The following is a 24,693-nucleotide window of genomic DNA, read 5'->3' as shown; positions in this document are numbered from 1 at the left end:
GCAATTTCGTCGGCAGCGTCAGATGTGTATAAGAGACAGGCCCGCTAGCGCGGTAGCGGCCACCGCGAGGCCCGCCAAGATAGCTCGGTATCGCACGGGGTAGTTCACGCGGTGATCTCCTCGATAAGCGCCTCGACCTCGGGGTTTTCAGTGGCGAGTGGGTCGTTGAGGACCGCACTGGAATTCCCATTGGCTTCCATAAGGCGCAGGGTGGACCAGTCCACCGCCACATCGCGCCGGGCTTGCCGTGCCGCGGCCAGGAAACGCCCCCGCAGTGCGGCTCGGGTGGTTTGCGGCGGAGTCGTCATCGCTGCGGTGGCGCGTGCGGGCGCGATAACCCGGCGCAGGAGCCCGGATTCTTCCATCCGGTCGCGCAGACCTCCTTCGGTAATATCGTGATATGCCAAATCCAGGCGTGCCACGCGGGTATCGCAGAGTTTCGCCCCGGTGCGTTCCCGGTAGCGGGTGAGGAGGGCAAGTTTGGCAGCCCAGTCGATTTCGGTGGCAATAGCGCTCGGATCACGGCGTTCCACCGCGTCAATGGCGCGCTCCCACAGCTCGAGGAGATAGCGCCGGGTGGGGTCGAGCTCCGCCAGGTATCCTTTCCGATCCAGGTGGTTCAGCGCGGCCTCGTACATCCGCTGCTGTACCGAAATCGGATCGGTCAATCCGCCGCTGGCCAGTTCCAGATTCGCCCGCCCTGATAGGTCCGCGCCCGTGATCCGGATGGCGTGCATGGGGTCGGCGAGCTCCAGGTCCGGAAGGATAGCTCCTTCTTCCACGAGGGTGAGGAGAGCTTCGGTGGCCGCAACTTTGAGGCCGGTTGTTGCCTGGGAGATATTGGAATCCCCCACGATGACGTGCATGCGCCGATAGAGTTCCGCATCAGCGTGGGGTTCATCGCGGGTGTTGATCATGGGTCGGGACCGCGTGGATGCCGAAGAGATAGCCTCCCACATTTGGTGGGAGCGCTGGGAGAACTCATAGCGAACCTGCCCGTCTTCCCCGCGGTGCAGGCTACCGGCTCCCGCTACGATCTGCCTGGTCACGAAGAAGGGGATGAGCCGAGCAATGCGCTGGCGGTAGTCAGGGCGCCGGTGCACCATGTAGTTTTCGTGGCAGCCGAAAGAATGCCCCTCTGAATCAACATTGTTTTTCAGGAGGTGGATAGCCCCAGGTACGCCGTCGTCCTGTAGTTTTTCATTGGCGCGTTTCGCGAGCCGCGCAAAAATGAGTTCGCCGGCGCGGTCATGCGCGAGGAGATCGTCAATGTTGTCACATTCGGCCGTGGCATATTCCGGGTGTGCACCCACGTCCAGGTAGAGACGTGACCCGTTTTCTAGAAAAGTGTTCGTGGACCGATGCACGGCAACTACCGGCGCGAAGAGTCGCTGTGCGGATTCTTCGGCGTCCAGCGGTGGGCGTGTACCGCGCTGCGCCGCGCAGGTGATCCCGTACTCGGTCTCAATGCCCATAACGCGACGGGGTATCACTGTCCGCCTTTCTGTACGAATCCTTGCACGAAGGAGGACGCATTGCTTTCCAGCACGGCGTCGATATCGTCGAGCAGCGCATCAATACCAAAATCTTGGTTCTGTGCCTGCGGGGCCTCCACTTCGGGGTGTTCTTCCTGGCGGCGTTGGGGCTGCAGGAATTCTTGACTGGACATTTCTTCCTTTCCTCTTCTCTGGTAGTGATATGCGCACGGGTGGCCGGGTGCTGCGGGCCGAGTGCGCGGGCGGGGCAGGGTGCCGGTCCGGGCGCGGTGGCGCGACTTCGCCTAGGAACCCGCCGCGGTGAGCGCGGCTATAACGTCGTCTATCGTGTGTGCGGCGGTCAGGGTAGCTCCCAGTGCGGCTTCGTTCGCGGCGTTCGGATTGGGCAAGTTGAGGCGATGAAGCTGGCCGGTGCTATCGCGTAGCAGCACGCTCGACCAGCTGGCTGCAGCCACGTGATCGGAAAAACGGGAGATGAGCTGCCCGCGGAGATACGCGCGGGTGGAGCCCGGGGCCTGCCGGGCAGCGTGGGCGATCTCCGCCTCCGAGAACAGCTCCTCCACCCGGCCCGCGGCCCGGAGCTTCGCTACGATGGAGCGCTCGGGGCGCAGGTCGTGCCATTGGACATCGAGGGCACGCAGCTTATCCGAATCCCAGCTTCCCCCACCGCGTTCGCGTAATTCGTTGAGGATCTGGTATTTCGCTACCCATTCCACCTGGGGTGCGGCGGAAAAAATATCACGGGAGAGCAGGTCAAGAATGTTTTGCCAGCGTTCGAGAATCTCGGCGGTATCCGGGTCTACCTCACCGTGTTCGGCCAGCGCATCGCGCACCGCATCGAGGTAGATCTGCTGAATCTCCAGGGCGGTGCGCGGTTCGCCTTCGTGTACTTCGAGTTTGGTGGAGAGGGTGGGATCCTGGGATACCGTCCACGTGAGGGGCACGGGATTATCCATGATGACGGATTCCAGCCCGAGCGGCACCGCATCCTGTTCTAGCATCCACAGCACCAGCGAGGTGGTGCCGACCTTGAGCAGGATAGACACGTCGAATTGGTTGGCATCTCCCCCGATGACGTGCAGGCGCCGGAACCGCTGCGCGGCCGCATGGGGTTCATCGCGGGTATTGATAATGGGCCGGTTGAAAGTAGTTTCCAGCCCGACGTCATTTTCCACGTAGTCAGCGCGTTGCGAGATTTGGAATCCGGGTTGTTCGGAGCGCGGGCCGAGCCCCACGCGCCCGGTGCCGCACAGAATCGGCCGGGTCACGAAAAATGGAATGAGGTAGCGGATGATTTCCGTAAAAGGTAGCGCCCGATCCACCAGGTAGTTTTCGTGGGAACCGTAGGCCGCGCCTTTTCCGTCCACATTGTTTTTGTAGATCGCAAATTCTCGCCCGCGCTCGCGCAACAATTCCATGCCGCGCCGCGCGATGAGTTCACCCGCGCGGTCCCACAGCACCGCTTGCCGTGGAGTTGCGGTTTCCGGCGCCGAATATTCCGGGTGGGCATGATCAACGTAGAGGCGTCCGCCGTTGGTGAGGACCGCGTTGGCGGCGCGCGGGCGGCGCAGCTCTGCGTCATCTTCCGTACTAGGTACGACGACGACGCCAGCGGGCGGGGCGGGATGTTCGGGGTCATCGGTGAGCTGAGAGGGATCCGCCTCCTCCCGGCTCATCCGGAAACCGCGCGCGTCATTGAGGGGGTCTTCCCCGGTGTAGTCCCAGGCCACCGGGCCATGCGCGCCGGCTCCTTCCCCGCCCTGCCCGTAGCTTTCTACAAAATCGGCCGAGAGCACCACGGGATTTGCCCGCGGCGCAGCGGGTTCCATAATCCCAAATTCTGTTTCCAGGCCGATGACTCGACGTGCTGTCACCGTGACTCCTTCCCCGTTGTGTTGCGTGCGGGCTGCGCACTTGCGTCGGCCTGGCATGCCGGATCAACCTGGCGCGGCCGCACCGCCACGATTCGCTCCCCGCGGTTTTTACCGTTGACTTTGGCCCATTCATCCGGGTTGGAGATCTGATCCAGTTCCGAGCTATCACGCGCTTCAGCGTGGACCGCGGCCACGGCGTGTTCCGCGGTAATGCCGCGCACACCGCTCGTCAAATATGTTTTGATAGCTGCCTTTTTCGCGCGATCAACAATGCCTGCCAGCAGCGCCCCAGATACAAAATCGGCAAGGTAAAGAGTTTCTTTCCGCCCCGAGGCGTAGGTGACATCAACAAATCGATTCTCCGGGGATGCCTCGAAAACGCTATCCGCGATGAGGCGAGCCAGATGGGCAGCAGCTCCGGCCCCGCCACCGTAGGCTTCGATATCAGCCGGAGCGTAGGGCAAATCCGGAGTGAGGTACTTGGAGAGAATATCCACGCTTCCCGCGTAATCGGGGCGTTCTACCCGAATTTTCACGTCGAGTCGGCCGGGCCGCAAGATAGCCGGGTCGATCATATCTTCCCGGTTGGAGGCGCCGATAACAATGACGTTAGAAAGTTGTTCCACCCCGTCAATTTCGGCAAGAAGTTGGGGCACCACGGTTGTTTCCACATCGGAAGAAACCCCTGAGCCGCGGGTGCGGAAGAGGGCTTCCATTTCGTCGAAGAAAATAACAACGGGAATACCCGAGGAGGCCCGGTCCCGGGCCCGCGAAAAGATTTCGCGGATCTGGCGTTCGGTTTCCCCCACGTATTTATCGAGAAGCTGCGGGCCCTTGATATTGAGGAAGTACGAGGATGCCTTGGCTACCCCCTGGGCGCGCGCAGCATTCTCCGCGAGGGAGGTGGCCACCGCTTTCGCGATCATTGTTTTCCCGGTTCCCGGAGGCCCGTAGAGCAAAATTCCCTTGGGTGGGCGCAGGCCGTGCTCTCGGTAGAGTTCGGGTTGCTGGAAGGGTAATTCGATACTGTCACGAATTTCCTCAATCTGGGCATCCAGACCGCCAATATCCGCGTAAGAAACATCCGGCACCTCTTCGAGTAAGAGGTGTTCGACATCCGGCCGTTCCACTTTTTCAACCAGGAACCCGGTTTTCAGATCCGCCATGCAGGTATCTCCCACCCGCAGGCTAGAGGCTGAGAGTTTCCCGCCGATGCGCAGCACCTTTGTTTCATCCGCGTGCACTCGCACGAGCACCCGCTGGGGATCCAGGACAAGCTCCACGGCCACAAGTTGCCCGGTATTTTCGTAGCCGCCGATGCCGACCACCACGAGTTCTTCATTCAGGCGTACTTCTTGGCCGGGGCGTAATTGTTCCAAGGCGACATACGGGGACACAGCCACATTCATTTTTCGGCCGCCTACGAGGGCGTCAATGGAATGATCAGAAGAATGCCCGCGAATAAAGGTGGCGAAAGTAGCCGGCGGCCGGGAAAGGGAATCGAGTTTCTCCCCCAATTCCTGGATCCGTTTGCGGGCGGCGACCAGCGAGGTGGAAAGCCGTTCATTTTTCTCACGCAAGGACGCGATTTCGGCAAGAGCCGCGCTCGACTCCGATGTGCTCATGGCTTCCTTTCTGATCGTCCCTTTATTCTAGGACAGGCCAACCTTACCGCCCACCCCGGGATATAGCATCCCCGGCGCTCCCGAAGCTAGGCCACTAGTCCTCTACCTGGCGGGATTCCTCCACCTGCCCTTGTGTTTCCGCGTGCCGGAGTTCCTCTGCTTGCCGCTGTTTTTCGGCTTCGCGGACGGCGATTTCCGCCGCGATTTTCTCAGCTATCTTGCGAGAATGTTCCCCCGGGGTAGATACCCCGCTTTCTTCTACGTCGGCTCGGTGTGCCAGGTCACGGCGGACTTTACGCAGTTTCTTTTCTGCAATCGGGCGTTCTTGAAGTGGTGCAGCTGCGCTATTTTCCCAGGGCATAGGTTCGGCGTAGGCGCCCTTGGCCGGGCGGGATGCCGGAGTTAGCCGGGTGGGCCCGGCTAGCCGACGCGCCAAAATGAGGAAGCCGGTATGCGCGACCATCCGGTGATCGGGACGCACCGCGAGTCCCTCTAAGTGCCAGGTACGCACCAGAGTTTCACTGGCCTCGGGGCCGGTGAAAAGTCCGGTGGCTTTGAGATCTTCGGCGCAGCGGGAGAGCTGCGTCGTCGTTGCAACGTAGGCGAGGAAAACCCCGCCGGGCACCAGAGCCTGCGCGGCCGCCGGAATGATTTCCCAGGGAGCGAGCATATCGAGGATAACGCGATCAAAACCTGCCGGGTGAGCAGCCAAAATATCAGCGGCCTCCCCGCATTCCACCCGCCAGTTATCCGGGTGCTTCCCCCACCAGGACACCAGATTGGCCTGCGCTATCTCCGCGAATTCCGGGCGGCGTTCCGCGCTCAGAAGAAAACCTTCGGTGCCGACCGCCTGGAGCAGCGAAATGGAGAGCGCGCCGGAGCCCACCCCGGCTTCAAAAACTCGCGCACCCGGATAGATATCCGCGGCGTGGATGATTTGCGCCGCATCTTTCGGGTACACAATGGTGGCACCGCGGGGCATGGAGAGCACGTAATCGCTCAGGAGCGGGCGCAGCGCAAGGAATTCGCGGCCCTCCTGGGTGGTGATGAGGCTGCCTTCCTCTTGTCCAATAAGTTCGCTGTGGCGGAAGGAACCGCGCGTGGACTGGAAATAGCCATCAACCGTGAGGTTGATGGTGTAATGCCGCCCTTTAGGATCGGTGAGTTGCACGCGTTCACCGGGGCGGAAGGGGCCTCGTCGTAGTGTCATTCCTCCAGTGTAGTTTGTCCGTGCGACAGATTTTTCTGTCGCAGCGAGTTGTTAAAGTGGAATCATGACTCGTCACGCCGCACTATCACCATCACGTGCCAAAGATTTCAAGCAGTGCCCGCTACTCTTCCGTTTCCGGAGCGTCGATCACCTTCCCGAAGCGCCTTCCCTCGCCGCGCTACGCGGCACTCTCGTGCATTCTGTTTTGGAGTACCTGTACGCCGCACCGCAGCACGAACGCACCGAGGAATATGCCCAGTCCCTCCTGCTGCCGCGCTGGGAAGCCCACCTGGAAAAGTCCCCTCAGGATGCCGATCTTTTCGAATCCGCGGATGCACTCTCGCAATGGCTGGAGCAGGCCCGCGCTCTTATTAGTAACTATTTCCATATGGAGAATCCGCGTTTTTTGGCGCCGCGGGATCGGGAGAAGTTCATCAATGCCCGCCTGCCGTCCGGTTTAGCGCTGCGCGGAATCGTGGATCGAATTGACGCGGCACCCGATGGAGCCTTGCGCGTGGTTGACTACAAAACGGGGAAGTCACCACACCCGCGCTACCAGAACGAAGCGCTGTACCAGATGCGCTTTTATGCGCTGCTTTTAGAGCTGACGGAAGGGCAGCGCCCGGCTCGCACCCAACTTGTCTACCTCAAAGATGGACGCACCCTCACCTATGATCCGCTCCCGGAAGATACCCGGCGCATTGCCATGGATTTAGAGGAAACCTGGCGGGCCATCGCCGCACGCCTGGATTCGGGGGAATTCGAACCGCGTACCTCCCGGCTGTGCGATTGGTGCTATTTCCAGCAGATCTGCCCGGCCTTCGGCGGTACTCCCCCGCAGCTCAGCAGTGAGGGGGTGGAGCAGATGCGCACTGCACATAGTTAACGCCGTGCCGCATCGCCCGTGCTGCCCTCGGGCACCAGGCCCGCCCTCAGGCACCACACCTGAGCCATCTGCCTCAGGTGTGGTGCCTCGAACACCTGGCCCCTGTTCTGCGGTTAGTGGGTAAGAAGCCGAATCCCCAGGAGTGCATCAACGGCGCGGGCCACCTGTTCCGTATCAGGTGCCCCGGCTGCCGCCCAGTCATCCAGGATGCGCAGTGCCTGCGGAGTATCCAGATCATCGGAAATAGCGTCAATAAGTGCCCGGCACGTTGGAGCTAACTCCGCGGGTGTTGTGCCTGGCGCAGCGGAAGTTTCGGATGCGCTCGCAGCGGCCGCGGGCTTTGCAAGCGCACTGCGGGCTGCCTGCTGCCAGCATTCCAGGCGGGCTTCGGCACGCCGGAGCGCACTCGCCTCGTATTCCCAATCGGAGCGGTAATGATTGGCCAAAAGAACCAGGCGAATAGCACTCGGGTGCGCACCTGCCGCGGTCAGCTCTGAAACTCGAACCAGATTGCCCAGCGACTTGGACATTTTTTCGCCCTGGTAGGCCACCATGCCCACGTGGAAGTGGATATCTACCCGGCCGCGATCATCGGTCATCTCCCGCAGATGACTCTCACTCATTTCATGGTGCGGGAACAGCAGATCACGCCCGCCGGCCTGCACGGTGATATGTTCCCCCAGGTAGGTACGGGCTATCAGCGCGCATTCCACATGCCAGCCCGGCCGCCAGAACCCGGGCTTCTCCCCCGCGGGCCGGAAGTCATTGCCACGCACACCCTTCCACACCAGCGGGTCCAGGGTGCGGCGTTTGCCGGGGCGAGTTGAGTCGCCACCGTGCTCGTCAAAAATCTGCTCGAGATCCAAATACTCAAATACCGGCGCGGCGGCAAAACTCGGATCGCGGGTGAGATCAACATAGATATCTTCCGAGCCATCCCCATTGGGAAGTCGGTACGTGAGACCGCGAGCTTCAAAATCGCGGACGACCGCCTCCACCTCGTCCAGCACCTCGGACACCGCAACCCAGTTCCCGGGCGGGACAACTCGCAGCGCATCCATATCGGAACGGAAAAGCGCTATTTGAGAATTGGCAAGTTCGCGCCAATCCACCCGCGTTTGCTCGGCGCGTTCGAAAAGCGGATCGTCAATATCCGTAATGTTTTGGGCGTAGCGAACCGGAAGGCCAGCCGCCATCCAGTACCGCACCAAGGTATCGGCGCTCACATAGGTAAAAGCGTGCCCCAGGTGAGTGGCATCGTAGGGTGTGATACCGCAGGTATAGAGGGTAGGTTGCCGAGTTTCTACCCGGCAGATTTCCTCATTATCGGAATCGTAAAGGTTGAGGTCCGGGGTGAATCCCAGTGGTGGTACCTCCGGGCGTGTCCAAGTCTCCATCTGGTTATCCGTTAGTCTCCTACGTCGCGAGTCCTCCGCGTGAGGAACTCAAGCACAGTTTACCCAGTACGCCGCTAGCTCTCAGAGAACACCGGTGCAAGGCGAGCCATCGCGGCGTCGTCGTTAAAAAACAGAGAGCGTACCGGTGCCCAAGAGCACCACCACGAGTAGCGCCAATCCAAGACGGTAGATCACGAAGGGCAGGTACGAACGCGTGGAGACCAAACGCAAGAACCACACGATCACCGCGTACCCCAGAACGAAAGAAATCACCGTGGCAAGAATCGTGGGCCCGGCCGGAATCGAGGCGTCTCCGGCGTATTTGACCAGCTGGTAGAAACCGGAGAGCAGCACCGCGGGCACCGCCATAAGGAAAGAGACCCGCGCGGCAGCTTCGCGCGTGTAGCCGAGGAGCAGGCCGGTGGTAATCGTTCCACCCGAACGAGACACCCCCGGAATAAGCGCGAGAGCCTGCCCGCAACCGAGAAGCAAGCCGTCGCGGTAGCTCATATCGCGCAGCTCTTTGCGCTGGCTGGCCCAGCGATCCGCCAGCCCGAGGAAAATCGCGAACAGCGCCAGCACAGCCGCGGTGATATAAAGATTGCGCAGCGATGTTTCAATCGTGTCCGCGAAAAGAAGGCCGAGAATGCCAATGGGAAGCGTGCCGATAATGACCACCCAGCCCATGCGTACATCCGCGTTCGTGCGCGCCACCCGCCCGGTCCACGAACACAACCACTTCCGGATAATGCGCACGATATCTTTCCAGAAATAGCAGAGTACCGCTGCTTCGGTACCCAGTTGAATAATCGCGGTGAACGCCGCACCCGGATCTCCCCACCCGAAAAGATCACCGACAATCCGGATGTGCGCCGAGGAAGAAATCGGCAAGAATTCCGTTAGCGCTTGCACAAAGCCAAGAATGGCTGCTTCTAGATAACCCACGGGGCCTAAGCATAGCGGGCGGGGCGTGCGCGCGCGGTGAGGTGTCCGGCTGACACAGTGGTTTAGAGTGGAGCTATGGATTATCGTGCGGTTGGTGCCAGCGGGCTTCTTGTATCCGCTCTCGGCTTGGGAACGCTCACGTGGGGTCGCGATACCGATGAGGAGGAGGCCCGCGGGCAGTTGCGCGCTTTCCTCGACGCGGGCGGCACCCTCGTAGATACCTCACCGGCTTTCGGTGATGGCGCGGCAGAAGCACTGCTCGGCTCCTTGCTCGGCTCTTTTTTTGGCGACGACGCCGCTCGCTCCCAGCTCACCATCTGCACCCGCGTAGGTTTCCTCGATAATCCGAGCGGTCCGAGCTATAGCGTGTCGCGGGCCGGTATTGAACGTTCCCTCGCCGCCTCGCTCTCCCGGCTCGCTATCGAGACCGTAGATATCGCCGTAGCCGGTGGCCCCGATGGCGTGACCCCGGATGAGGAAACCGCACTAGCCCTGGCCGGGCTGGTGACCCGCGGTAAAGCACGCTACATCGGAGTATCGGGGTATGAACCCTGGCGGGTGGCGGCTATGCAAACTATGCTGCGGGAACGCCATCTGCCTCCGCTGACCGTGGTGGAAGAAGAATACTCGCTGGTGGAGCGCAGTGTAGAAAGATCCACTCTTCCCATGTGTGAAGCTATGGGGATCGGGGTGCTCGCCACCTCAGCACTCGGCCGCGGGGTGCTCACCGGGAAATACCGGCATTCTATTCCCGCCACCTCGCGGGCTGCCTCCGATCACCTGGCTGCTTTTGTGGCCCCCTATTTGAGCGAAGGACCGCGCCGGATCGTGGAGGCCGTGGCGAAAGCCGCTGACGGCTTGAACTGGAATCCCGCAGAAGTTGCGCTGGGTTGGCTCCTATCCACCCCCGTAAGCGCGGCGCTGGTGGGCGCACGTACCGCCAGTCAATTAACAAGCCTGCTGGGAGGAACCCTCGCGGGTGGTGAAGAACTTCCCGATCTGGTGATCGAGGCGCTCAACGATATTTCTTAGGAACGGGATGCGGGGGCGTCGTCGTCTTCTTCGTCATCGAGACCGGGGTAATCCTCATCATCGTCATCGTAATCATCGTCTGAATCGTCATCATCGTCGTCCAGATCGTCGTAATCATCGGTGTCGTAGAGGTAATCCTCTGAATCGTCATCCTCGTAAAAATCTTCGCTATCGCTATCGAAGACATCCAGCGGTGTTTCGACATCAAAATTCGTGAAGATGACGTCATCGTAAATGGTGTAAGCATCCGCCAGCTTATCGGCGGCTTCCAGCACCGCCGGAGCTTCCGGGTCATCAGCGGTAGTAGCCGCCTGGTGGAAATCCTCGAAAGCACCGATGAGACGGTCAAGCGCAGCGCGCGGATTCGTAGCCATGGCCCTAGAATACCCCGAAAGGCACGCGATTCGCTAACTTCTTCGGCGCCGAGCCTCTCCCCAGGCCGGGCCGGGGAACCCCAGCCATGCGAAAAGCCCCGGAATTTGTGTTTTCCGGGGCTTTCTCACCGTGCGCGGAGGGGGACTTGAACCCCCACCCTCTATACGAGGACTAGCACCTCAAGCTAGCGCGTCTGCCTATTCCGCCACCCGCGCGGTGATTGCCATTCAGCACGCCGTGCTGAGCAACAGAGAAGAATCTACCAGGCCCGCGCCTGCTTTTTCAAATCGCAGGCCCGCGCAGAGGTGTGATTCCACTTACGCCTGATTATGCCTGGCCACGCCGGTACTTGTCGTGCGAGCCGTGCTGGTACTTGTTCGGCCCGGCCCGCTACCGTTAAGCCTATGAGTACTCTCTTACCTGATTTTTCGCATGTGACCCCGGCATCCCAACTTGCCACGGTCCTTGATTTGATGGAGCACCAGCGCGGCGTCGTCGCCTCTCTTCTCGAGGTGACGGATGCGCCAACCGTTGATAATTTCCTGCGCCCCTTTGAGCTCTCCGGAGCGCAGCTCGAGGTGGAAGCTTCGATTTTCTACACCTATTGTTCCTCGATTGGCGGGGCTGATTGGGATCGCGTGGAGGCCGAGCTCAGCCCGAAGATGACCGCGCACGAGGACGCGCTCTATATGGATCCGCGGTTGTACCGGCGTTTTGAACAGCTATGCGAGGCGGACCTGGATCCCGAAACCGCCTATACCGCCCGCGAACACCTCAAGCGCTGCCAGCAGTCCGGTGCCGGGCTCGCTGAGGCAGCGCGGGGCGAACTGGCGGCTATCAATAACCGCATGGCCGAACTCTCTACCGAGATCGGTCAGCGTATCGTACAGGCCGGTCTGGATGACGCAGTGGAATTCACCGAAGCCGAGCTCAGCGGCCTTTCCGCTTCCCAGCGGGAGGGGCTGGCCGGGGAGGCCGCCGCGGCTGATAGCTCGGCCGCCTATCTCGCCACGCTGCGTCTTCCCACGCAGCAGCCGCTGCTGGATAATTTGGACGACGCCGCGGCTCGCGCTCGCCTCCTGGAGGCATCCCTGCGGCGCTGCGACGGCCACGACGCGGCAACCGATACCCGCGAATCCATTTTGGAACTGGTGCGGCTGCGGGCTCGGGCCGCCAAGCTGCTCGGCTACCCGAACCACGCCGCCTACGTGGCCGCGAATTCTTCGGCCGGGACGCTCGAGAACATCGATGCGCTTCTCTCCCCCATGATGGCGCCCATCGCCCGCAACGTTGCTGCCGAAGCTGAGGAGCTGGCCGCTTTCGTCAAGGAACGCTGGGGTAAGGACACCTTCACCGCCAGCGATTGGGTGCGGGCCCAGAATCAGGCGCGCGCCGAAAAGTTCAGCATTGATGACGAGGCCCTCACCCCGTACCTCGAACTCGATAACGTGCTGGAAAAGGGTGTTTTCTACGCGGCGAATAAGCTCTACGGGCTGACCTTCACCCGGACCGAAGAGCACGGGTACACCGATGACGTGGTCGTGTGGGAGGTTGCTGAAGAAGACGGCACCTTCCTTGGCTACTTCCTCGGTGATTACTATGCGCGGCCCGGTAAGCGCGGGGGCGCGTGGATGCACGCCATCGTGCAAAAATCCGCGGAGGGATCCCCCGCTTCGGTTATCTGCAATAACCTCAATATCACCAAGCCGGCTCCCGGCGAGCCCACCTTGCTGAGCTGGGACGAAGTGGAAACTGCTTTCCACGAATTCGGGCACGCCTTGCACGGTTTCCTCTCCGACGTGCGCTGGCCCTCGGTGGCCGGAACGAATGTTCCGCGTGATTTTGTGGAGTACCCCTCCCAGGTCAACGAGATTTGGGCCCGGCATCCGGAGGTACTCGCACGCTACGCTCGCCACTACCAGACCGGGGAAGTCCTTCCCGCCGCCCAAACTGAGGCCCTCGTTGCCTCGCGCGGCTACGGTGCTGGCTTCCGCATGTGCGAAATCGAGCAGGCGGTGCTTCTCGATCAGGCATGGCATCGGCTCAGCGAAGCCGAAGTCCCGGCAAGCCCCGCCGACTTCGAAGCTTTCGAGGAGAAGGCTTTGCGGGCCACGGGTGTCCAGCATGAGCTGGTGCCGCCCCGGTACCGCAGCGCCTACTTCAACCATGTTTTCTCCGGTGGATATTCTGCCGGATACTACTCTTACACCTGGTGTGAAGCCCTGGATGCGGATACGGTGGCGTGGTTCCAGAACGACGCCGCGCGGGAGGGCGATCTGGGCCTCAATCGCGAGGCTGGCGAGAAGTTGCGCCGCGAGGTCCTCTCGCGGGGTAATTCACGTGATCCGAAGGAGTCCTTCGCGGCGCTCCTGGGGCGGGACGTGGATGCCACCGCGCTGCTCAAGCGGCACGGCCTGGTGGAAGCCTAAGCCCTGAGGTTAGCTGCTTCTTGCGGTTCTTCTGAGATTCCGCGAAGAGCGCGAGGGTTGGCGCGAGGCCCGAACTGTGTGGCGGTTCGGGCCTCGCGTTTTTGTAGGCTTGCTGGCCTGCGTACACTAAAGCCATGCAGGAGTTCACACTAACCACGCCGTCGTACTTTCTCAGCGCTCCGCGCCCCGCGGATGTTCCCGCACTAGCGACGATATGCGCAGATCCGGATATTCAACGCTGGACCACGATTCCGGCCGGGTATTCGCGCTCTGATGCCGAAGCTTTCGTCACGGAGTTCGCGCCGCGGAAATGGGCCGAAGGTTCACCGGTGTGGTTGATCCGCCACACCTCTCAATCCGCGCCGCTGGGATGCGTTCAGGTAGATGTAACGGGAAACGGACGCATCGGCCGGCTCGGCTTTTGGGCCGCCAAAGAGGCCCGTAACACCGGCATGGTGACGGAAGCCGTTCGCGCAGCGCTGGAATATTTCTTTGATAAAACCGATCTTGCCGCCATGCATTGGGATTGTGAAGTGCAAGGTTCAGATATTAATTGGGCTTCGGCAAAGATCGCGTGGAAGCTCGGCTTTTCCTTCCTTGGTATTCGCCCGGCGGTCACGGTAAATAAGGGCGAGGTCTACGGTTTATTCCAAGCAACTCTCCAGCGCGGGGAGGCCATGGAGCCCGCGCACGCTTGGTTTGGGCCCAGTGAAAAGCATCCGGCTTTTTCCGATCCGCGCCGCCCGGAGGATCTGGTACGGCAATTCCACGAAACGTACGCCCTTCCCATCGTCACCGACGGGCCGAATGCGCATCGGCCGCGCCTGCCGATGCGTATGTCCCTTATCGCTGAGGAATTCACCGAATTGGTGACCGCTGCCTACGGTAAGGCGGCTGGTGAGCAGATCAGCGCAGCTTTTGAGCGCGCTGTTGATCTTGATGATGAGAGCCGCGATATCGTTGAGATTTCGGATGCGCTCGCGGATTTGGTGTATGTCATTTACGGGATGGCTTTAGAGCTGGGTATTCCGATGGCCGATGTGCTTGCCGAGGTACAGGCTTCGAATCTATCGAAGCTTGGGGCGGACGGGCGGCCGATCTATCGGGAGGACGGCAAAGTTCTCAAGGGCCCACATTTCTTCAACCCGGATATCCCGCGTGTTTTGGGACTGGCCCCGCACAATTCTGCGGAGCACTCGCGCTAATGGCGATTCGTTCCGGGGCTGTCAGTTTCGGGGGCGCCGGGAGTAGCGTCGTCACCCGGCGCCGCGTTCCCGGGGGCAGCTGCGTCGTCGTCAATAATGGCGTCTTCAATGTAATCGCTGAGGCTGGCGGAAAGAATGCTCTGGGATAGCGCGTCGATCCGCTTGGAGAGCTTGCGCTGCTCGCTGAGCCGCTGGGTGCGGGCCATCGCATCAAGGACGGGGATCGCCCGGTCAATAGAATCGAGTTCCGCACGCCAGGCCGCAGCTTTTTCGGCAATTTCCGGAGTGTTAGCCGAGGCGTAGAGATAGGTGACCTGCTCTTTGAGGATCTCGATGCGGCCGCTCAGGCTGTGCGATTCCCGCTCGTTTGGGTTTTTCCCGGCAAGCTGATGCATACGATTCTGGAGTTTGGACACAATTTGCGGATTCTCGCGGATGAGGGCGCGTAGTTGCGGTCCGTAGCGCGTGATCACGAAAACGATGGCGGGGCCGATCCGACGCGCAAGCCGCAACAGTGCCCGATATTTACCCATTACCTTGTGCCTCCAGATTCTGTGCGGGTGATGCTCCGGGTAGGGAGCAACTTCAGTTATCGTATCGATTGTTCACGGCTGGTTGCGTTCTTTTCGCTAAGAGGTTTTAAGCTACGACGACGCCGCACTTTCGCCACCGGCCCTATCGCGCGGCTAGCGAAAATCCCGGGAAGGCAGGCTGATCCCGAGCGGGATAGCTTCGATTCCATCCGCGTGGAAAACAGCGGCTCCGCCATCGCGTTCAATCATCCCGCGGATGACCAGGGTGTTCGAGGTGCGCGCAATCTCCCGGTATCGTTCCCACAGCTGCGGAGTGATGAGGACGTTGAGCATCCCGGTTTCGTCCTCGAGGTTGAGGAAGGTGATGCCTTTCGCGGTATGGGGACGCTGGCGGTGAGTAACAAGCCCGGCCACTTTGCACCGGCTTTTTTCCGGATGCGTGGACGCTGCGGCAACCGTAAGAATTCCACGCGCGCTAAGAGCTGGGCGAATAAATTCCGTCGGGTAGGAGTCGGGAGAAATACCGGTGGCGCGCAGATCCGCATGAGCTTGTTCCACGGCGGTGAGTTCCGGGAACTCCGGTACCGCTCCGAAAGGTTCGGTTCCGGGAATCGCGGGCTGATATGTGGTGCCCCGTGCGATATCAGCATTGCTCACGACTTGGGCAATCCAGACACCTGCCCGTCGGCTCAGCCCCAGACTATCCGTGGCTCCGGCGCGGGAGAGAATTTCAATATCCGCTGTTTTTAGCCGGGCTCGCTGCGCCAGATCCGCGAGGTCACGGAAAGGCGCGTGGGAGCGTGCCGCGAGAATTCGCTGGACTGCTGCGTTCCCGAGGCCTTTGATGCTAGTGAGCCCGAGCTGGAGGTAGCGCTGGCTATCCACGTGGACACGCGGATGTTCCCGTTTCTGATGCAGCTCCGTATCGCACAGTTTTTCCACACTTGCGTGTTCTTGCGAACGCGTGACATCCGCCCGCCGCACCACGAGGTGATGCCGCCGCGCATCGGCAACGAGGGATTGCGGGGAGTAAAAGCCCATCGGTTGCGCATTCAGCAAACCCATATAGAACTCTTCCGGGTGGTGAACTTTGAGCCAGGCGGAAGCATAAACGAGGTAGGCGAAGGAAAAGGCGTGTGATTCGGGGAAACCGAATTCGGCGAAGGCGGCGAGTTTCTCATAGATTTCTGCGCGCACCACCGGATCAGCTATCCCCTGTTTTTCCATGCCTTCCATGAGTTGGCCGCGCAGGCGTTCCATGCGGGCAGCTGAGCGTTTGGAGCCCATGGCTTTGCGGAGTTGATCGGCCTGCGCGGGGGTGAAGCCCGCGGCGTCAATGGCAATATGCATGAGCTGTTCTTGGAAAAGCGGCACCCCCAGGGTTTTTTCCAGCGCGTTTTTCAGGAGTGGATGGGGATAGGTAACTTTTTCTTTGCCTTGTTTACGCCGAATATACGGGTTGACGGATCCACCTTGAATAGGTCCGGGTCGGATGAGAGCCACCTCGATAACAAGATCATAGAAGCATTCGGGTTTCAGGCGCGGCAGGGTGGCGATTTGCGCGCGAGATTCCACCTGGAACACTCCGACGGTATCGGCTGCTTGGAGGAGCTTATAAACGTCCGGATCTTCTGCCGGCACATTGTGCAAGCTGAGGGGGTGGCCATTAGGAGCCAGAATTCCGCGGTGCGCGAGTTCGGTGAAGCTGATACGCAAGGCGGTGAGCATTCCGAGTCCGAGAAGATCGAATTTCACGAGCCCTGCGGTAGCGCAATCGTCTTTATCCCATTGCAGTACTGTTCTTCCCGGTTTGGAGGCCCAACCTACCGGGCAAACATCAATGACCGGGCGGTCACAGAGCACCATTCCGGAGGAATGAATACTAAGATGCCGCGGGAGCCGCTGTATCCGGTTAGCCAACGTGGCAACACGTTCGGGCATCCCGGCTGGCTGGAGCTGTGCGCCACTGCCCGAGCTGATACTGCGATGGTGGAATGCTGATGCCCACTGGTCGATACGGCCCTCCGGATATCCGAAAGCCCGAGCCACATCGCGGAGAGCAGAGCGGGGCCGATAGGAGATAACATTGGCGACCTGGGCAGCGCGGGAGCGTCCGTACCGTTCGTACACATGCTGGATGACTTCTTCGCGGCGTGAGGATTCGATATCAATATCAATATCGGGTGGTCCCGAGCGCCCCGGGGATAAAAATCGTTCAAAAAGCATGGCATGTTTCACGGCATCTACCGCGGTGATTCCCAGGGCGAAACAGACGGCAGAGTTCGCGGCCGAGCCGCGCCCCTGGCACCAAATGTCACGCGAGTGGCAAAAGGACACTATTTCTTCCACGATAAGGAAGTATCCGGGGAAACCCAGGTTGGTAATAACCTCGAGTTCGTGCTCAATCACTTCCCAAGCCCGCGGGTATTGCGCGGGTGTTCCGTAGCGTTCGCGGGCTTTACGCATCACCAGTTCCCTCAGCCACGTGGCTTCGGTATATCCTTCCGGGACTGGGAAAGGTGGAAGATTCGGCGCGACGAGGGAGAGGTCAAAGGCACATTCCGCTGCGATGCGAGCCGCGGCTTCCAGGTAGCGTTCACGCCCGCGGTGCAGAATACGCAAGGCGTGACCGGAGCGCAGATAGGCTCCGGCGGCGGGCAGGTAGGGATCTATCTCATCGAGAGTGCGGCGGGCCCGGGTGGCCGCGAATATATCGGCAATCGGACGGTCCGCGGGACGCGCATAGTGGATGTTTCCGGTGACCGCCGCGCGAACCCCAGCTTCCCGGGCTAGTTCTTCGAGAAGGTCACATCGCTGCGCATCAAGAGGCCCGGCATGGGAGGTGAGTTCCACGACGACGTTATCTTTCCCGAAGGTGTCGATAAGAAGATCAAGTTCTTGCCGGGCCGCGCGGCGGGCCCCACTGCCGCGCTGGGTATCAAGAATTCGTCGGAGGGCGCTTTTACGGCAGCCGCCGGTGAGGACGAGAATATCGCCATTATTGCGTGCAAGCTGAGCCAGAGTATGGTGTGCGATTCCTTTTGCACCGCTGGTGAGCATGGCTGTTCCGATAGCGCGGGAGAGGTGCTGATATCCGGCCGGGGTGCGGGCAAGGAAAACAAGATGGTCACCTTCCAGATCCGGGCCTTCGCGTGGCTGGGTGCTATCCAGTGTTATTTCGGTGCCGGTAATGGTGGGTAAGCCGGTCTCTCGCCCGGCTTGCGCGAGCTGCATGACGCCGGGAAAACCATCGTGGTCGGTGAGCGCGAGGGCTTCGATACGCAGATCCAGGCAGCCTTGCACGAGGTCTTCGGGCAGGCTGGCTCCGTCAAGAAAACTGAAAGCCGAGTGGGTATGCAGTTCCGCATACGGAATATAGGGAGGGCTGCTGATAAGAGTGGTCATGACTAGATATAGCTGGCAGCAAGGTACCAGCGCTCCTGTTCTCTATAGAGAAGTACAGCCCCGGTGGTGGTGACTGCTTGAATATAGGCGCGCCGGGTGGGGCGCGCCCACCAGCGCTGTTCGCTAACCCAGGGACCGGCGTAGTCGAGCACCCTGAGGAAACCTTCCGCACCGAAAAGAGGGTGGAGCGATGCGGTGGGAGGTCTGGTTCTACCCGTAGCTGAGGTGACACCGCCGAATACAGCAACACTTCCGACACCTGGAGCGGCATGTTCCGCGGGTAAAGCCGCACGGACAGTAACGGGAAAGGGATGCCAGCACTCCCCCGGGCACTGCAGCGCGGTGGTTGCTGTAATGGCAAGTGGTTGCCCGCAGGCACACAGTACAGTCACGGGATAGGGTGTGCGCAGGAGTTGTACCGGAGCGGGTTCGGGCAGCCGGCCCGGCCAGGGAAGCTGAGCCCGGGAGGTATCTACCGCCTGGCCCCAGGGAATTTCTTGTATATCTTCTTCGGGGAGGCGCCCGCCCACCCTGCGGGGTACCCGCACGTATTCTTCACCGAGGAGACTTTGGAGGCGGTGAGCCCCACGAGCTGCCGCCGCATCGCTGGCGATGCGCGTACCCCAGAGAGGCACCGGATGGTTGCCAGCGGGAGTAATATCTCGAGCTATCAGCTCTAATTGAGTAATACCTCCGCGGGTTTCCGCTGGAGCTTCGCTGGCATCATGCCGCCGTGCTATCCAAGCGGATATTTGCCACCGCACCCGATCCACCACATCTTCTTGGGTGAGGAGCTCGAGGTGCCAGCTGCGTGTCATCACTTCGCCGTGTGCGGCACTCGCCCGAATATCCAAGCGAGCTGAGCCAGCCGCACCGGCACGCATTTTTGTTTCGAGCTGCCCGGCGAGATTACGCGCGGCAAAAGCCGCGTGTTCCGCGTGACTCAAAGGCGGATCAAAAGTGGCAACCACGGATATATCACGAGTATCCGGAGTCGCCTCACGAGCTGTCAGGGTGCGCGCTGTAGCCAGGTCCCACAGGTATTGCCCCATATTGCCGAAACGCGTGACAAGGGAACGCTGCCCCAGCCCGATAGCATCAGCGATAGTAGTGATACCCAGATCATGAAGTAACTCCACACAATCGCGAAGCGCGGGGCGTGTTGCTGGTGTCGCGGCAAGAAGAAAAAGTGAGATCGGTTGGCTGGCCAGCGCCTGTTCCGAAGCACCCGGAGCAATAATGCGCGAAGTGCGAGCTGCCCACAAGCTAGGAAGAGTTCCTTCCGCGATTCCAACCCGGACTTCGCACCCGGCGGCATCAACAATATCTCCCACGAGGTTTTCACACAGGCGTTCTTCTCCCCCTTCGGTACGCGCCGGCCCCGCCGCTGAAAAGATAACCACCCCCGGTTCCACCAGCGAAAAACGCGCCACTCTAGTGGAGATAGCACGCAGCACCGGATCGAAGAAACGCAGTTCACGCGCCCCATCACGTTGGATAACCTGGCATTGAGGTACGAGAGATTGCAGCTGCCGGGTAGACATATCCACCCGGGCGCCTTGCTGCCAGGCCCAGATATTGAGACTGGCCACCCGATGATGTTCCACAACAGCTACGGGAATTTCTCTACTAACGATCCCTGCCATTTCCGCCGCGATAATGGGCCAGTTAGGAACCCATACCGTTGCCTGGCGCATTATTTTTCACCCCTCCCCCGCGTACCGTTGACGGGTACCAAACGGAGCCCGCCCCCGGTAACCTGCCCGCGCGGAACCCGGTGTGCCGGAGTAGCTTCGCGTACAGATGGCACCGCACGCAGGCCCGCGGCTGGATGCCAGCCAGTAGCATCCCATTCAATACGCAGGCGCGCACCGTGCCCGGAGCGAAGCTCCACAGTGATATACGCTATATGCCCGCTTCCGTTAGCCGGGCCCCTCACCGATTCATAGCGCGCATTCACCCGATCCCGAACCTGCCAATTTTCCGCAATAAGAAGCGTTTCCCGGTTACGTGCCCGCTGTGCAAGCCGGCGCTGCTCCCGCGTATCTAGGCGCAGCGCACTCCCCACAATCACCACGTCAAAAAGATCAATAGCGGCTGAAAGGGCTGCCCCGCTCCGCGCCGGCGGGAGGTAGGGAATAGTAACAATCCGATTGAGATCACTGCCTAACCCGACGCAGGCCTCCCAGCCCATATCAGGCATACCCAAGTAGATGCACCACGCGCCTTGTGCGCTCACCAGGGAGGCCACCAAGGCCAGTGCAATACGCGAACCGCTGACTCCGAGCGTCATTCCCGGGGCGAGGCCCCGCGGAAAAAGCGGAGAAAGTTCCGGGGGAAGATCCCAGCCTTTCCCGCCCGACTGCGGTTGTACTTGCGGTTGCGAGCCGGCTAATCCCACCGCGGATTCCGCCCGGGCAAGTGCGGCCCGCGCGGCCGCTAATTTCTGCGCACCCATAGCACCCCCCACAACACATTAGAACGCATGTTCGATTTTACGGTACGGCTTTACTCTACCGAAGGGATACGACACAAAAATCGCGCGCGAAATTCTCAGGCTAGTACCCTAGATGGGTGCTTCATATTGTTTTCTTCGAGCCGCGCATTCCTGGTAATACCGGCGCGGCCATTCGCCTAGCGGCGTGCACCGGCGCCACCTTGCACCTGATTGAGCCCCTCGGTTTCGATTTCTCTGACGCGCATCTCAAACGCGCCGGCTTGGACTACCACGACCTCGCCAGCCTCGTTATTCACCCGAATTTTGAGGAGTTTCTCACCAGCGCACCCGATGCTCGCATCTTTGCTTTTACCGGACACACCCAAAACAACTTCGCCGAAGTCTCCTACCAGCCCAACGACTATCTCCTTTTCGGGCCGGAACCAACCGGCTTGCCCGCGCGCGTCGTCGCCCACGAACGTATCACCGCGGCGGTGCGCATACCAATGCTCCCCCACCTACGATCTCTTAATCTTGCTAATGCGGCATCCATCGCCGTTTACGAAGCCTGGCGTCAGCTCGGATACCCCGGCGCCGCCCAATTTTCCTAAGGTATTTCACTGGCCCATCTCAGTGCGATGGCCCGCGCCTTATGTCCGGTGTATCAAACTACCTCACACCAACGCTGGCCAGGGCTCAGGCTACAAGCCCTCCTCACGAAGCGCCTGATCGTAGAGGCGCTCGGCTTCACCGAGGAGTTCCCCGGCGGACATTTCGAGCGCTCGGGCCAATTGGAGCAGTGTGCGCAGCTGCGGATTAGATGGCTTTCCGGTTTTATGATCGGAGCGCCCACTTTCTAGCGATTGCAACGTGGTGCGGTTGAGATTGGCGCGCAAAGCGAGATCTTCTTGCGACATTCCCAGGCTTTCACGCCGGTCACGTACTGTTTTCGCCAAGCGCCACGCGACGAGCGAATCAATTCGGGAACTGTCCTGCACCCTTCCACTTTCGTCGTGCGTAGCACCTTCTTTCCACCGGGTATACCCGGCATTAACAGTAATTATTTTCTCAATTAGCCGCTCTACATGCCGCTTCGTTACGCTCCGCTTCTCTCAGTGACGCTTCCACCCCGGGGCAGTATCAGCACGCGCCCGCTGCTTCTGCCTCAGTTGCGGGGGCGCAGCGCCCAGCAGGCCACCGCGCTCGCGGCAGCCACATTGAGGGAGTCCACGTGCCCGGCCATGGGAATAATGACCCGGGTATCCGCGCTCGCGACAGTGCGTGAGCTCAGGCCGTCCCCTTCCGTTCCGAGAATAAGCGCGACCCGCGAATCCGGGGCCAACACATCAGCTCGGTTCGCAAAATCGTCCAGAGTTTCGGCGTCGTCCTCCAAAGCTAGTGCGGCCGTGAGGAAACCGAGACCGTGCAATTTTTCGATACTGCGCGGCCATTCGTGGATTCGCGTCCACGGCACCTGGAACACGGTCCCCATGGATACTCGGACCGAGCGGCGATACAGCGGATCGGCACAGGTATCGGTCACCAGCACCGCATCGACCCCGAGTCCGGCGCAGGAACGAAAAATAGCGCCCACATTTGTGTGGTCCACCAGGCCTTCTAGAACGACGACGCGCCGTGCCCCGCGCCCCTCGCGTGCCTGCGATAGCAGGGTTGCCACATCGGCCAATTCCGGGCGGTGCATCGCGGCCAGGGCACCCCGATGAACTTTGAAGCCGGTTACTGCCTGGAGCATCTCATCGGTACCCACGTAGATGGGCGCCGCCGCTCCGTCTGCCTCCCAACCGCAGCGTTCCAAGCAGGATTGCAAATCCGGGAGCCAGCGGGGGGAGGTGAGAAAAGAGCGCGGCTGATGGCCGGCCTGCAACGCACGCTCAATAACTTTCGTCGATTCGGCCATATACACCCCACGCTCAGGCTCGAGTAAGCGGCGCAGGTGCACATCGGTGAGCCGGAAATAATCATCGAGTTCGGGAGCGGCAACGTTATCGAGGTAAATCAACACATAGCAAGCGTGCCACCGCGTCGGTACCGGATACAAATCACCGGGGCCGCACCGCGCGTTGTGCACAGGGTCAGCCCCGGTCATTTATCGTTATTCAAGCTCCGCGACTCCACACGCCGGTGAGCCTTCTTTTTCGCTTAGTTCTTCGGGATCTGGGTGGGATCGGAAACGGAACCGCGCGCATCGTCAACAGCGCGATTAGCTTCTCCGCGCGCATCTGCCAGCGCCGAATCAATATCGGGGAGGGTTGTTTCCTTGAGAACATCCGCTACATCGGCCGCGTTCTCAAAATCGACCCCGGTGGGCCCTGTCGGGCTGGGTTCGTCTCCCCCGCTGCTACGGCCGCCGCCGAAACCCTTCTGCACCGCATCGAGCGCGGCGGTGAGCTCGGTAGGAACAATCCACAGCTTCGAAGACTGCGAATTAGCGATCTGCGGCAGCGTCTTGATGTATTCGTAGGAGAGCAGCTTCGGATCAGCATTGCCCTTGTGGATAGCGTCGAAGACTTGGAGGATAGCGCGGGACTCACCCTGAGCCTTGAGAACAGTGGCCTGAGCTTGACCTTCAGCCTTGAGAATAGCCGATTGCTTCTCACCCTCAGCGGTCAAAATCTGAGATTGCTTAATGCCTTCCGCGGTGAGGATTGCGGCGCGGCGGTCACGTTCCGCCTTCATCTGCTGCTCCATCGCACCCTGGACCGTGGCCGGCGGATCAATCGCCTTCAATTCCACGCGCGAGACACGAATGCCCCAACGCCCGGTCGCATCATCAAGTACGCTGCGGAGCTGATCATTAATACGGTCACGACCGGTGAGGGCCTGTTCCATATCCATCGTGCCGATGATATTACGCAAGGTGGTGACGGCCAGCTGCTCAATACCCGTCATCGGGTCGGCAATTTCGTAGGTTGCGGAATAAGCGTTCGTCACCTGGTAGTAGATAACCGTGTCAATGGAGACGTTGATGTTATCGGAGGTAATAACCGGCTGGGGCGGGAAAGGCACCACTTGCTCACGCATATCGATGCGTTGGCGTACCGCGTCGAAGAACGGCACCAAGAAGTGCAGCCCCGGTTGCAGCACGGAGTGGTAGCGCCCCAGGCGTTCCACCACTACCTGGTAGCCTTGCTGCACCTTGATGACGGAACGGAACACCGCCACCACCACAAGGAGAAGGAGTAAGAGCAGGAGCACGCCAATAATCGTGCTCGCGTTGAGATCAACATCCATGATTGTTCCTTTGTGCCGCTAGGCGGCCTCGGTGACTTTTCGGTGATACGTGAGTAGATACAATTTACGATTCTGGTGTCACGATTGCGGTAGCACCGTCAATTGCTTGTACAAGTACGACGCCGCCCTCCGGGATGCGCCCCGCAGCGGTCCGCGCACTCCATTCATCTCCGCCAATTTTCACGCGCCCGCTGCGCTCGTTAATTTCCGTGAGCGCGTATGCCCGCCGACCCACCTGCGCTTCCACATTGCCGACGGCAGCTCCGCGCGGATTGACGTGACGGCGCGCCCAGGGGCGCGCGAAAAGCAAGAGAATAAGAGCGAAAACCCCGTAGGCCACAATCTGAATCCACAGAATCTCTGTTCCCAGGGCCACACCCGCGGTAGCCAGGGCAGATAGTCCCAGCATAAGGAAAGTGAAATCGAGGGTAAACATCTCAACAATTGCGAGTGCCAACCCGGCTATGACCCAAATTTGCCACGTCATTGTTCTCCCTTTCCTGAGAGTTCCGTACCGCCGGTTCTCCGACTCCGGGCCTCTTCGTCCTCTGGTGCCATGCTACCGGACGCACTGTGCCTCGGATATACCGAG

21 protein-coding genes and 1 tRNA gene are annotated in these 24,693 nt (G+C 60.4%); 5 read left to right on the top strand and 17 right to left on the bottom strand.

Annotated features, from left to right (window positions below):
• Positions 1 to 104 precede the first annotated feature (104 nt).
• From pafA to PWJ82_RS04215, 5 genes are all read right to left on the bottom strand, one after another.
• Complete coding sequence (gene pafA / locus PWJ82_RS04235) at positions 105 to 1,475, bottom strand: Pup--protein ligase (protein WP_274735496.1); 1,371 nt, start codon at positions 1,473 to 1,475, stop codon at positions 105 to 107.
• A 14-nt stretch (positions 1,476 to 1,489) separates the two neighbouring features.
• Complete coding sequence (locus PWJ82_RS04230) at positions 1,490 to 1,669, bottom strand: ubiquitin-like protein Pup (protein WP_274735494.1); 180 nt, start codon at positions 1,667 to 1,669, stop codon at positions 1,490 to 1,492.
• A 111-nt stretch (positions 1,670 to 1,780) separates the two neighbouring features.
• Positions 1,781 to 3,370 (bottom strand): depupylase/deamidase Dop, encoded by a 1,590-nt coding sequence (dop, locus tag PWJ82_RS04225; protein ID WP_274734049.1) that lies wholly within the window; start codon positions 3,368 to 3,370, stop codon positions 1,781 to 1,783.
• Entirely contained in the window at positions 3,367 to 4,995 is a 1,629-nt protein-coding gene (arc, locus tag PWJ82_RS04220) for a proteasome ATPase (protein ID WP_274734050.1), read from the bottom strand. The genes dop and arc overlap by 4 nt, the downstream gene beginning before the upstream one ends.
• Positions 4,996 to 5,089: 94 nt before the next feature.
• Positions 5,090 to 6,205 (bottom strand): tRNA (adenine-N1)-methyltransferase, encoded by a 1,116-nt coding sequence (locus tag PWJ82_RS04215; protein ID WP_274735492.1) that lies wholly within the window; start codon positions 6,203 to 6,205, stop codon positions 5,090 to 5,092.
• Positions 6,206 to 6,269: 64 nt separating this feature from the next.
• Here PWJ82_RS04215 and PWJ82_RS04210 point away from each other — a divergent pair, with 64 nt between their 5' ends.
• Positions 6,270 to 7,091 (top strand): RecB family exonuclease, encoded by an 822-nt coding sequence (locus PWJ82_RS04210; protein ID WP_126134954.1) that lies wholly within the window; start codon positions 6,270 to 6,272, stop codon positions 7,089 to 7,091.
• 113 nt (positions 7,092 to 7,204) lie between these two features.
• Here PWJ82_RS04210 and PWJ82_RS04205 read toward each other — a convergent pair whose 3' ends face one another.
• Both PWJ82_RS04205 and PWJ82_RS04200 read right to left on the bottom strand, forming a co-directional pair.
• Entirely contained in the window at positions 7,205 to 8,488 is a 1,284-nt protein-coding gene (locus PWJ82_RS04205) for a hypothetical protein (RefSeq protein WP_274735489.1), read from the bottom strand.
• A 123-nt stretch (positions 8,489 to 8,611) separates the two neighbouring features.
• Positions 8,612 to 9,433: an undecaprenyl-diphosphate phosphatase gene (locus tag PWJ82_RS04200; protein ID WP_274735487.1), complete on the bottom strand. Its 822-nt coding sequence runs from the start codon at positions 9,431 to 9,433 to the stop codon at positions 8,612 to 8,614.
• A 75-nt stretch (positions 9,434 to 9,508) separates the two neighbouring features.
• Here PWJ82_RS04200 and PWJ82_RS04195 point away from each other — a divergent pair, with 75 nt between their 5' ends.
• Positions 9,509 to 10,465: an aldo/keto reductase gene (locus tag PWJ82_RS04195; RefSeq protein ID WP_274735486.1), complete on the top strand. Its 957-nt coding sequence runs from the start codon at positions 9,509 to 9,511 to the stop codon at positions 10,463 to 10,465.
• On the opposite strand, the gene PWJ82_RS04190 is transcribed toward PWJ82_RS04195, so the two are convergent.
• Together PWJ82_RS04190 and PWJ82_RS04185 are read right to left on the bottom strand one after the other, a co-directional pair.
• A complete protein-coding gene (locus PWJ82_RS04190; protein WP_126134958.1) occupies positions 10,462 to 10,839 on the bottom strand; it encodes a hypothetical protein in 378 nt (125 codons plus the stop codon). The two genes, PWJ82_RS04195 and PWJ82_RS04190, sit on opposite strands and share 4 nt — an antisense overlap.
• Positions 10,840 to 10,970: 131 nt before the next feature.
• A tRNA-Leu gene (locus PWJ82_RS04185) sits at positions 10,971 to 11,055 on the bottom strand.
• A gap of 189 nt (positions 11,056 to 11,244) precedes the next feature.
• On the opposite strand from PWJ82_RS04185, the gene PWJ82_RS04180 reads away from it, so the two are divergent.
• Together PWJ82_RS04180 and PWJ82_RS04175 are read left to right on the top strand one after the other, a co-directional pair.
• The gene (locus PWJ82_RS04180; RefSeq protein ID WP_274735484.1) at positions 11,245 to 13,269 is read left to right on the top strand and encodes a M3 family metallopeptidase; all 2,025 of its coding nucleotides are present in this window, start codon (positions 11,245 to 11,247) and stop codon (positions 13,267 to 13,269) included.
• A gap of 134 nt (positions 13,270 to 13,403) precedes the next feature.
• Positions 13,404 to 14,474 (top strand): GNAT family N-acetyltransferase, encoded by a 1,071-nt coding sequence (locus PWJ82_RS04175; RefSeq protein WP_274735482.1) that lies wholly within the window; start codon positions 13,404 to 13,406, stop codon positions 14,472 to 14,474.
• Here the strand turns inward: PWJ82_RS04175 and PWJ82_RS04170 are convergent.
• From PWJ82_RS04170 to PWJ82_RS04155, 4 genes are all read right to left on the bottom strand, one after another.
• Positions 14,471 to 15,007 carry a hypothetical protein gene (locus tag PWJ82_RS04170; RefSeq protein WP_274735481.1) on the bottom strand — a complete coding sequence of 179 codons (537 nt, stop codon included), beginning with the start codon at positions 15,005 to 15,007 and terminating at the stop codon, positions 14,471 to 14,473. The genes PWJ82_RS04175 and PWJ82_RS04170 overlap by 4 nt on opposite strands.
• A 153-nt stretch (positions 15,008 to 15,160) precedes the next feature.
• Positions 15,161 to 18,412: an error-prone DNA polymerase gene (locus tag PWJ82_RS04165; protein WP_274735480.1), complete on the bottom strand. Its 3,252-nt coding sequence runs from the start codon at positions 18,410 to 18,412 to the stop codon at positions 15,161 to 15,163.
• A gap of 2 nt (positions 18,413 to 18,414) precedes the next feature.
• Positions 18,415 to 20,109, bottom strand: coding sequence for a Y-family DNA polymerase (locus tag PWJ82_RS04160; protein WP_274735478.1), 1,695 nt, complete (start codon positions 20,107 to 20,109; stop codon positions 18,415 to 18,417).
• Positions 20,109 to 20,870 carry a hypothetical protein gene (locus tag PWJ82_RS04155; RefSeq protein ID WP_016442722.1) on the bottom strand — a complete coding sequence of 254 codons (762 nt, stop codon included), beginning with the start codon at positions 20,868 to 20,870 and terminating at the stop codon, positions 20,109 to 20,111. The genes PWJ82_RS04160 and PWJ82_RS04155 overlap by 1 nt, the downstream gene beginning before the upstream one ends.
• Before the next feature lie 116 nt (positions 20,871 to 20,986).
• Between PWJ82_RS04155 and PWJ82_RS04150 the strand changes: the two genes are divergently transcribed.
• Entirely contained in the window at positions 20,987 to 21,460 is a 474-nt protein-coding gene (locus PWJ82_RS04150) for a tRNA (cytidine(34)-2'-O)-methyltransferase (RefSeq protein ID WP_016442721.1), read from the top strand.
• A 90-nt stretch (positions 21,461 to 21,550) separates the two neighbouring features.
• On the opposite strand, the gene PWJ82_RS04145 is transcribed toward PWJ82_RS04150, so the two are convergent.
• The 4 genes from PWJ82_RS04145 to PWJ82_RS04130 form a co-directional block, all read right to left on the bottom strand.
• Complete coding sequence (locus tag PWJ82_RS04145) at positions 21,551 to 21,847, bottom strand: helix-turn-helix transcriptional regulator (protein WP_016442720.1); 297 nt, start codon at positions 21,845 to 21,847, stop codon at positions 21,551 to 21,553.
• A 167-nt stretch (positions 21,848 to 22,014) separates the two neighbouring features.
• Entirely contained in the window at positions 22,015 to 22,872 is an 858-nt protein-coding gene (locus tag PWJ82_RS04140; RefSeq protein ID WP_274735473.1) for a TrmH family RNA methyltransferase, read from the bottom strand.
• A 137-nt stretch (positions 22,873 to 23,009) separates the two neighbouring features.
• Positions 23,010 to 24,101, bottom strand: coding sequence for an SPFH domain-containing protein (locus tag PWJ82_RS04135; RefSeq protein WP_274735472.1), 1,092 nt, complete (start codon positions 24,099 to 24,101; stop codon positions 23,010 to 23,012).
• A 64-nt stretch (positions 24,102 to 24,165) separates the two neighbouring features.
• The gene (locus PWJ82_RS04130; RefSeq protein ID WP_016442717.1) at positions 24,166 to 24,588 is read right to left on the bottom strand and encodes an NfeD family protein; all 423 of its coding nucleotides are present in this window, start codon (positions 24,586 to 24,588) and stop codon (positions 24,166 to 24,168) included.
• Between the last annotated feature and the right edge of the window lie 105 nt (positions 24,589 to 24,693).

This window comes from Actinotignum schaalii (genome assembly GCF_028864145.1).
GTDB lineage: Bacteria > Actinomycetota > Actinomycetes > Actinomycetales > Actinomycetaceae > Actinotignum > Actinotignum schaalii_B.
Note: the sequence above shows the minus strand (reverse complement) of the source record. Positions and strands in the feature narration are given on the sequence as shown.

What these genes read in the sequence shown, in the direction of transcription:
- PWJ82_RS04175 (WP_274735482.1), top strand. Translation starts at nt 13,404, where the DNA reads ATGCAGGAGTTCACACTAACCACGCCGTCGTACTTTCTCAGCGCTCCG.
- PWJ82_RS04135 (WP_274735472.1), bottom strand. Translation starts at nt 24,101, where the DNA reads ATGGATGTTGATCTCAACGCGAGCACGATTATTGGCGTGCTCCTGCTC.
- pafA (WP_274735496.1), bottom strand. Translation starts at nt 1,475, where the DNA reads ATGGGCATTGAGACCGAGTACGGGATCACCTGCGCGGCGCAGCGCGGT.
- PWJ82_RS04230 (WP_274735494.1), bottom strand. Translation starts at nt 1,669, where the DNA reads ATGTCCAGTCAAGAATTCCTGCAGCCCCAACGCCGCCAGGAAGAACAC.
- PWJ82_RS04215 (WP_274735492.1), bottom strand. Translation starts at nt 6,205, where the DNA reads ATGACACTACGACGAGGCCCCTTCCGCCCCGGTGAACGCGTGCAACTC.
- arc (WP_274734050.1), bottom strand. Translation starts at nt 4,995, where the DNA reads ATGAGCACATCGGAGTCGAGCGCGGCTCTTGCCGAAATCGCGTCCTTG.
- PWJ82_RS04165 (WP_274735480.1), bottom strand. Translation starts at nt 18,412, where the DNA reads ATGACCACTCTTATCAGCAGCCCTCCCTATATTCCGTATGCGGAACTG.
- PWJ82_RS04170 (WP_274735481.1), bottom strand. Translation starts at nt 15,007, where the DNA reads ATGGGTAAATATCGGGCACTGTTGCGGCTTGCGCGTCGGATCGGCCCC.
- PWJ82_RS04130 (WP_016442717.1), bottom strand. Translation starts at nt 24,588, where the DNA reads ATGACGTGGCAAATTTGGGTCATAGCCGGGTTGGCACTCGCAATTGTT.
- PWJ82_RS04160 (WP_274735478.1), bottom strand. Translation starts at nt 20,109, where the DNA reads ATGCGCCAGGCAACGGTATGGGTTCCTAACTGGCCCATTATCGCGGCG.
- PWJ82_RS04190 (WP_126134958.1), bottom strand. Translation starts at nt 10,839, where the DNA reads ATGGCTACGAATCCGCGCGCTGCGCTTGACCGTCTCATCGGTGCTTTC.
- PWJ82_RS04195 (WP_274735486.1), top strand. Translation starts at nt 9,509, where the DNA reads ATGGATTATCGTGCGGTTGGTGCCAGCGGGCTTCTTGTATCCGCTCTC.
- PWJ82_RS04210 (WP_126134954.1), top strand. Translation starts at nt 6,270, where the DNA reads ATGACTCGTCACGCCGCACTATCACCATCACGTGCCAAAGATTTCAAG.
- PWJ82_RS04155 (WP_016442722.1), bottom strand. Translation starts at nt 20,870, where the DNA reads ATGGGTGCGCAGAAATTAGCGGCCGCGCGGGCCGCACTTGCCCGGGCG.
- PWJ82_RS04205 (WP_274735489.1), bottom strand. Translation starts at nt 8,488, where the DNA reads ATGGAGACTTGGACACGCCCGGAGGTACCACCACTGGGATTCACCCCG.
- PWJ82_RS04180 (WP_274735484.1), top strand. Translation starts at nt 11,245, where the DNA reads ATGAGTACTCTCTTACCTGATTTTTCGCATGTGACCCCGGCATCCCAA.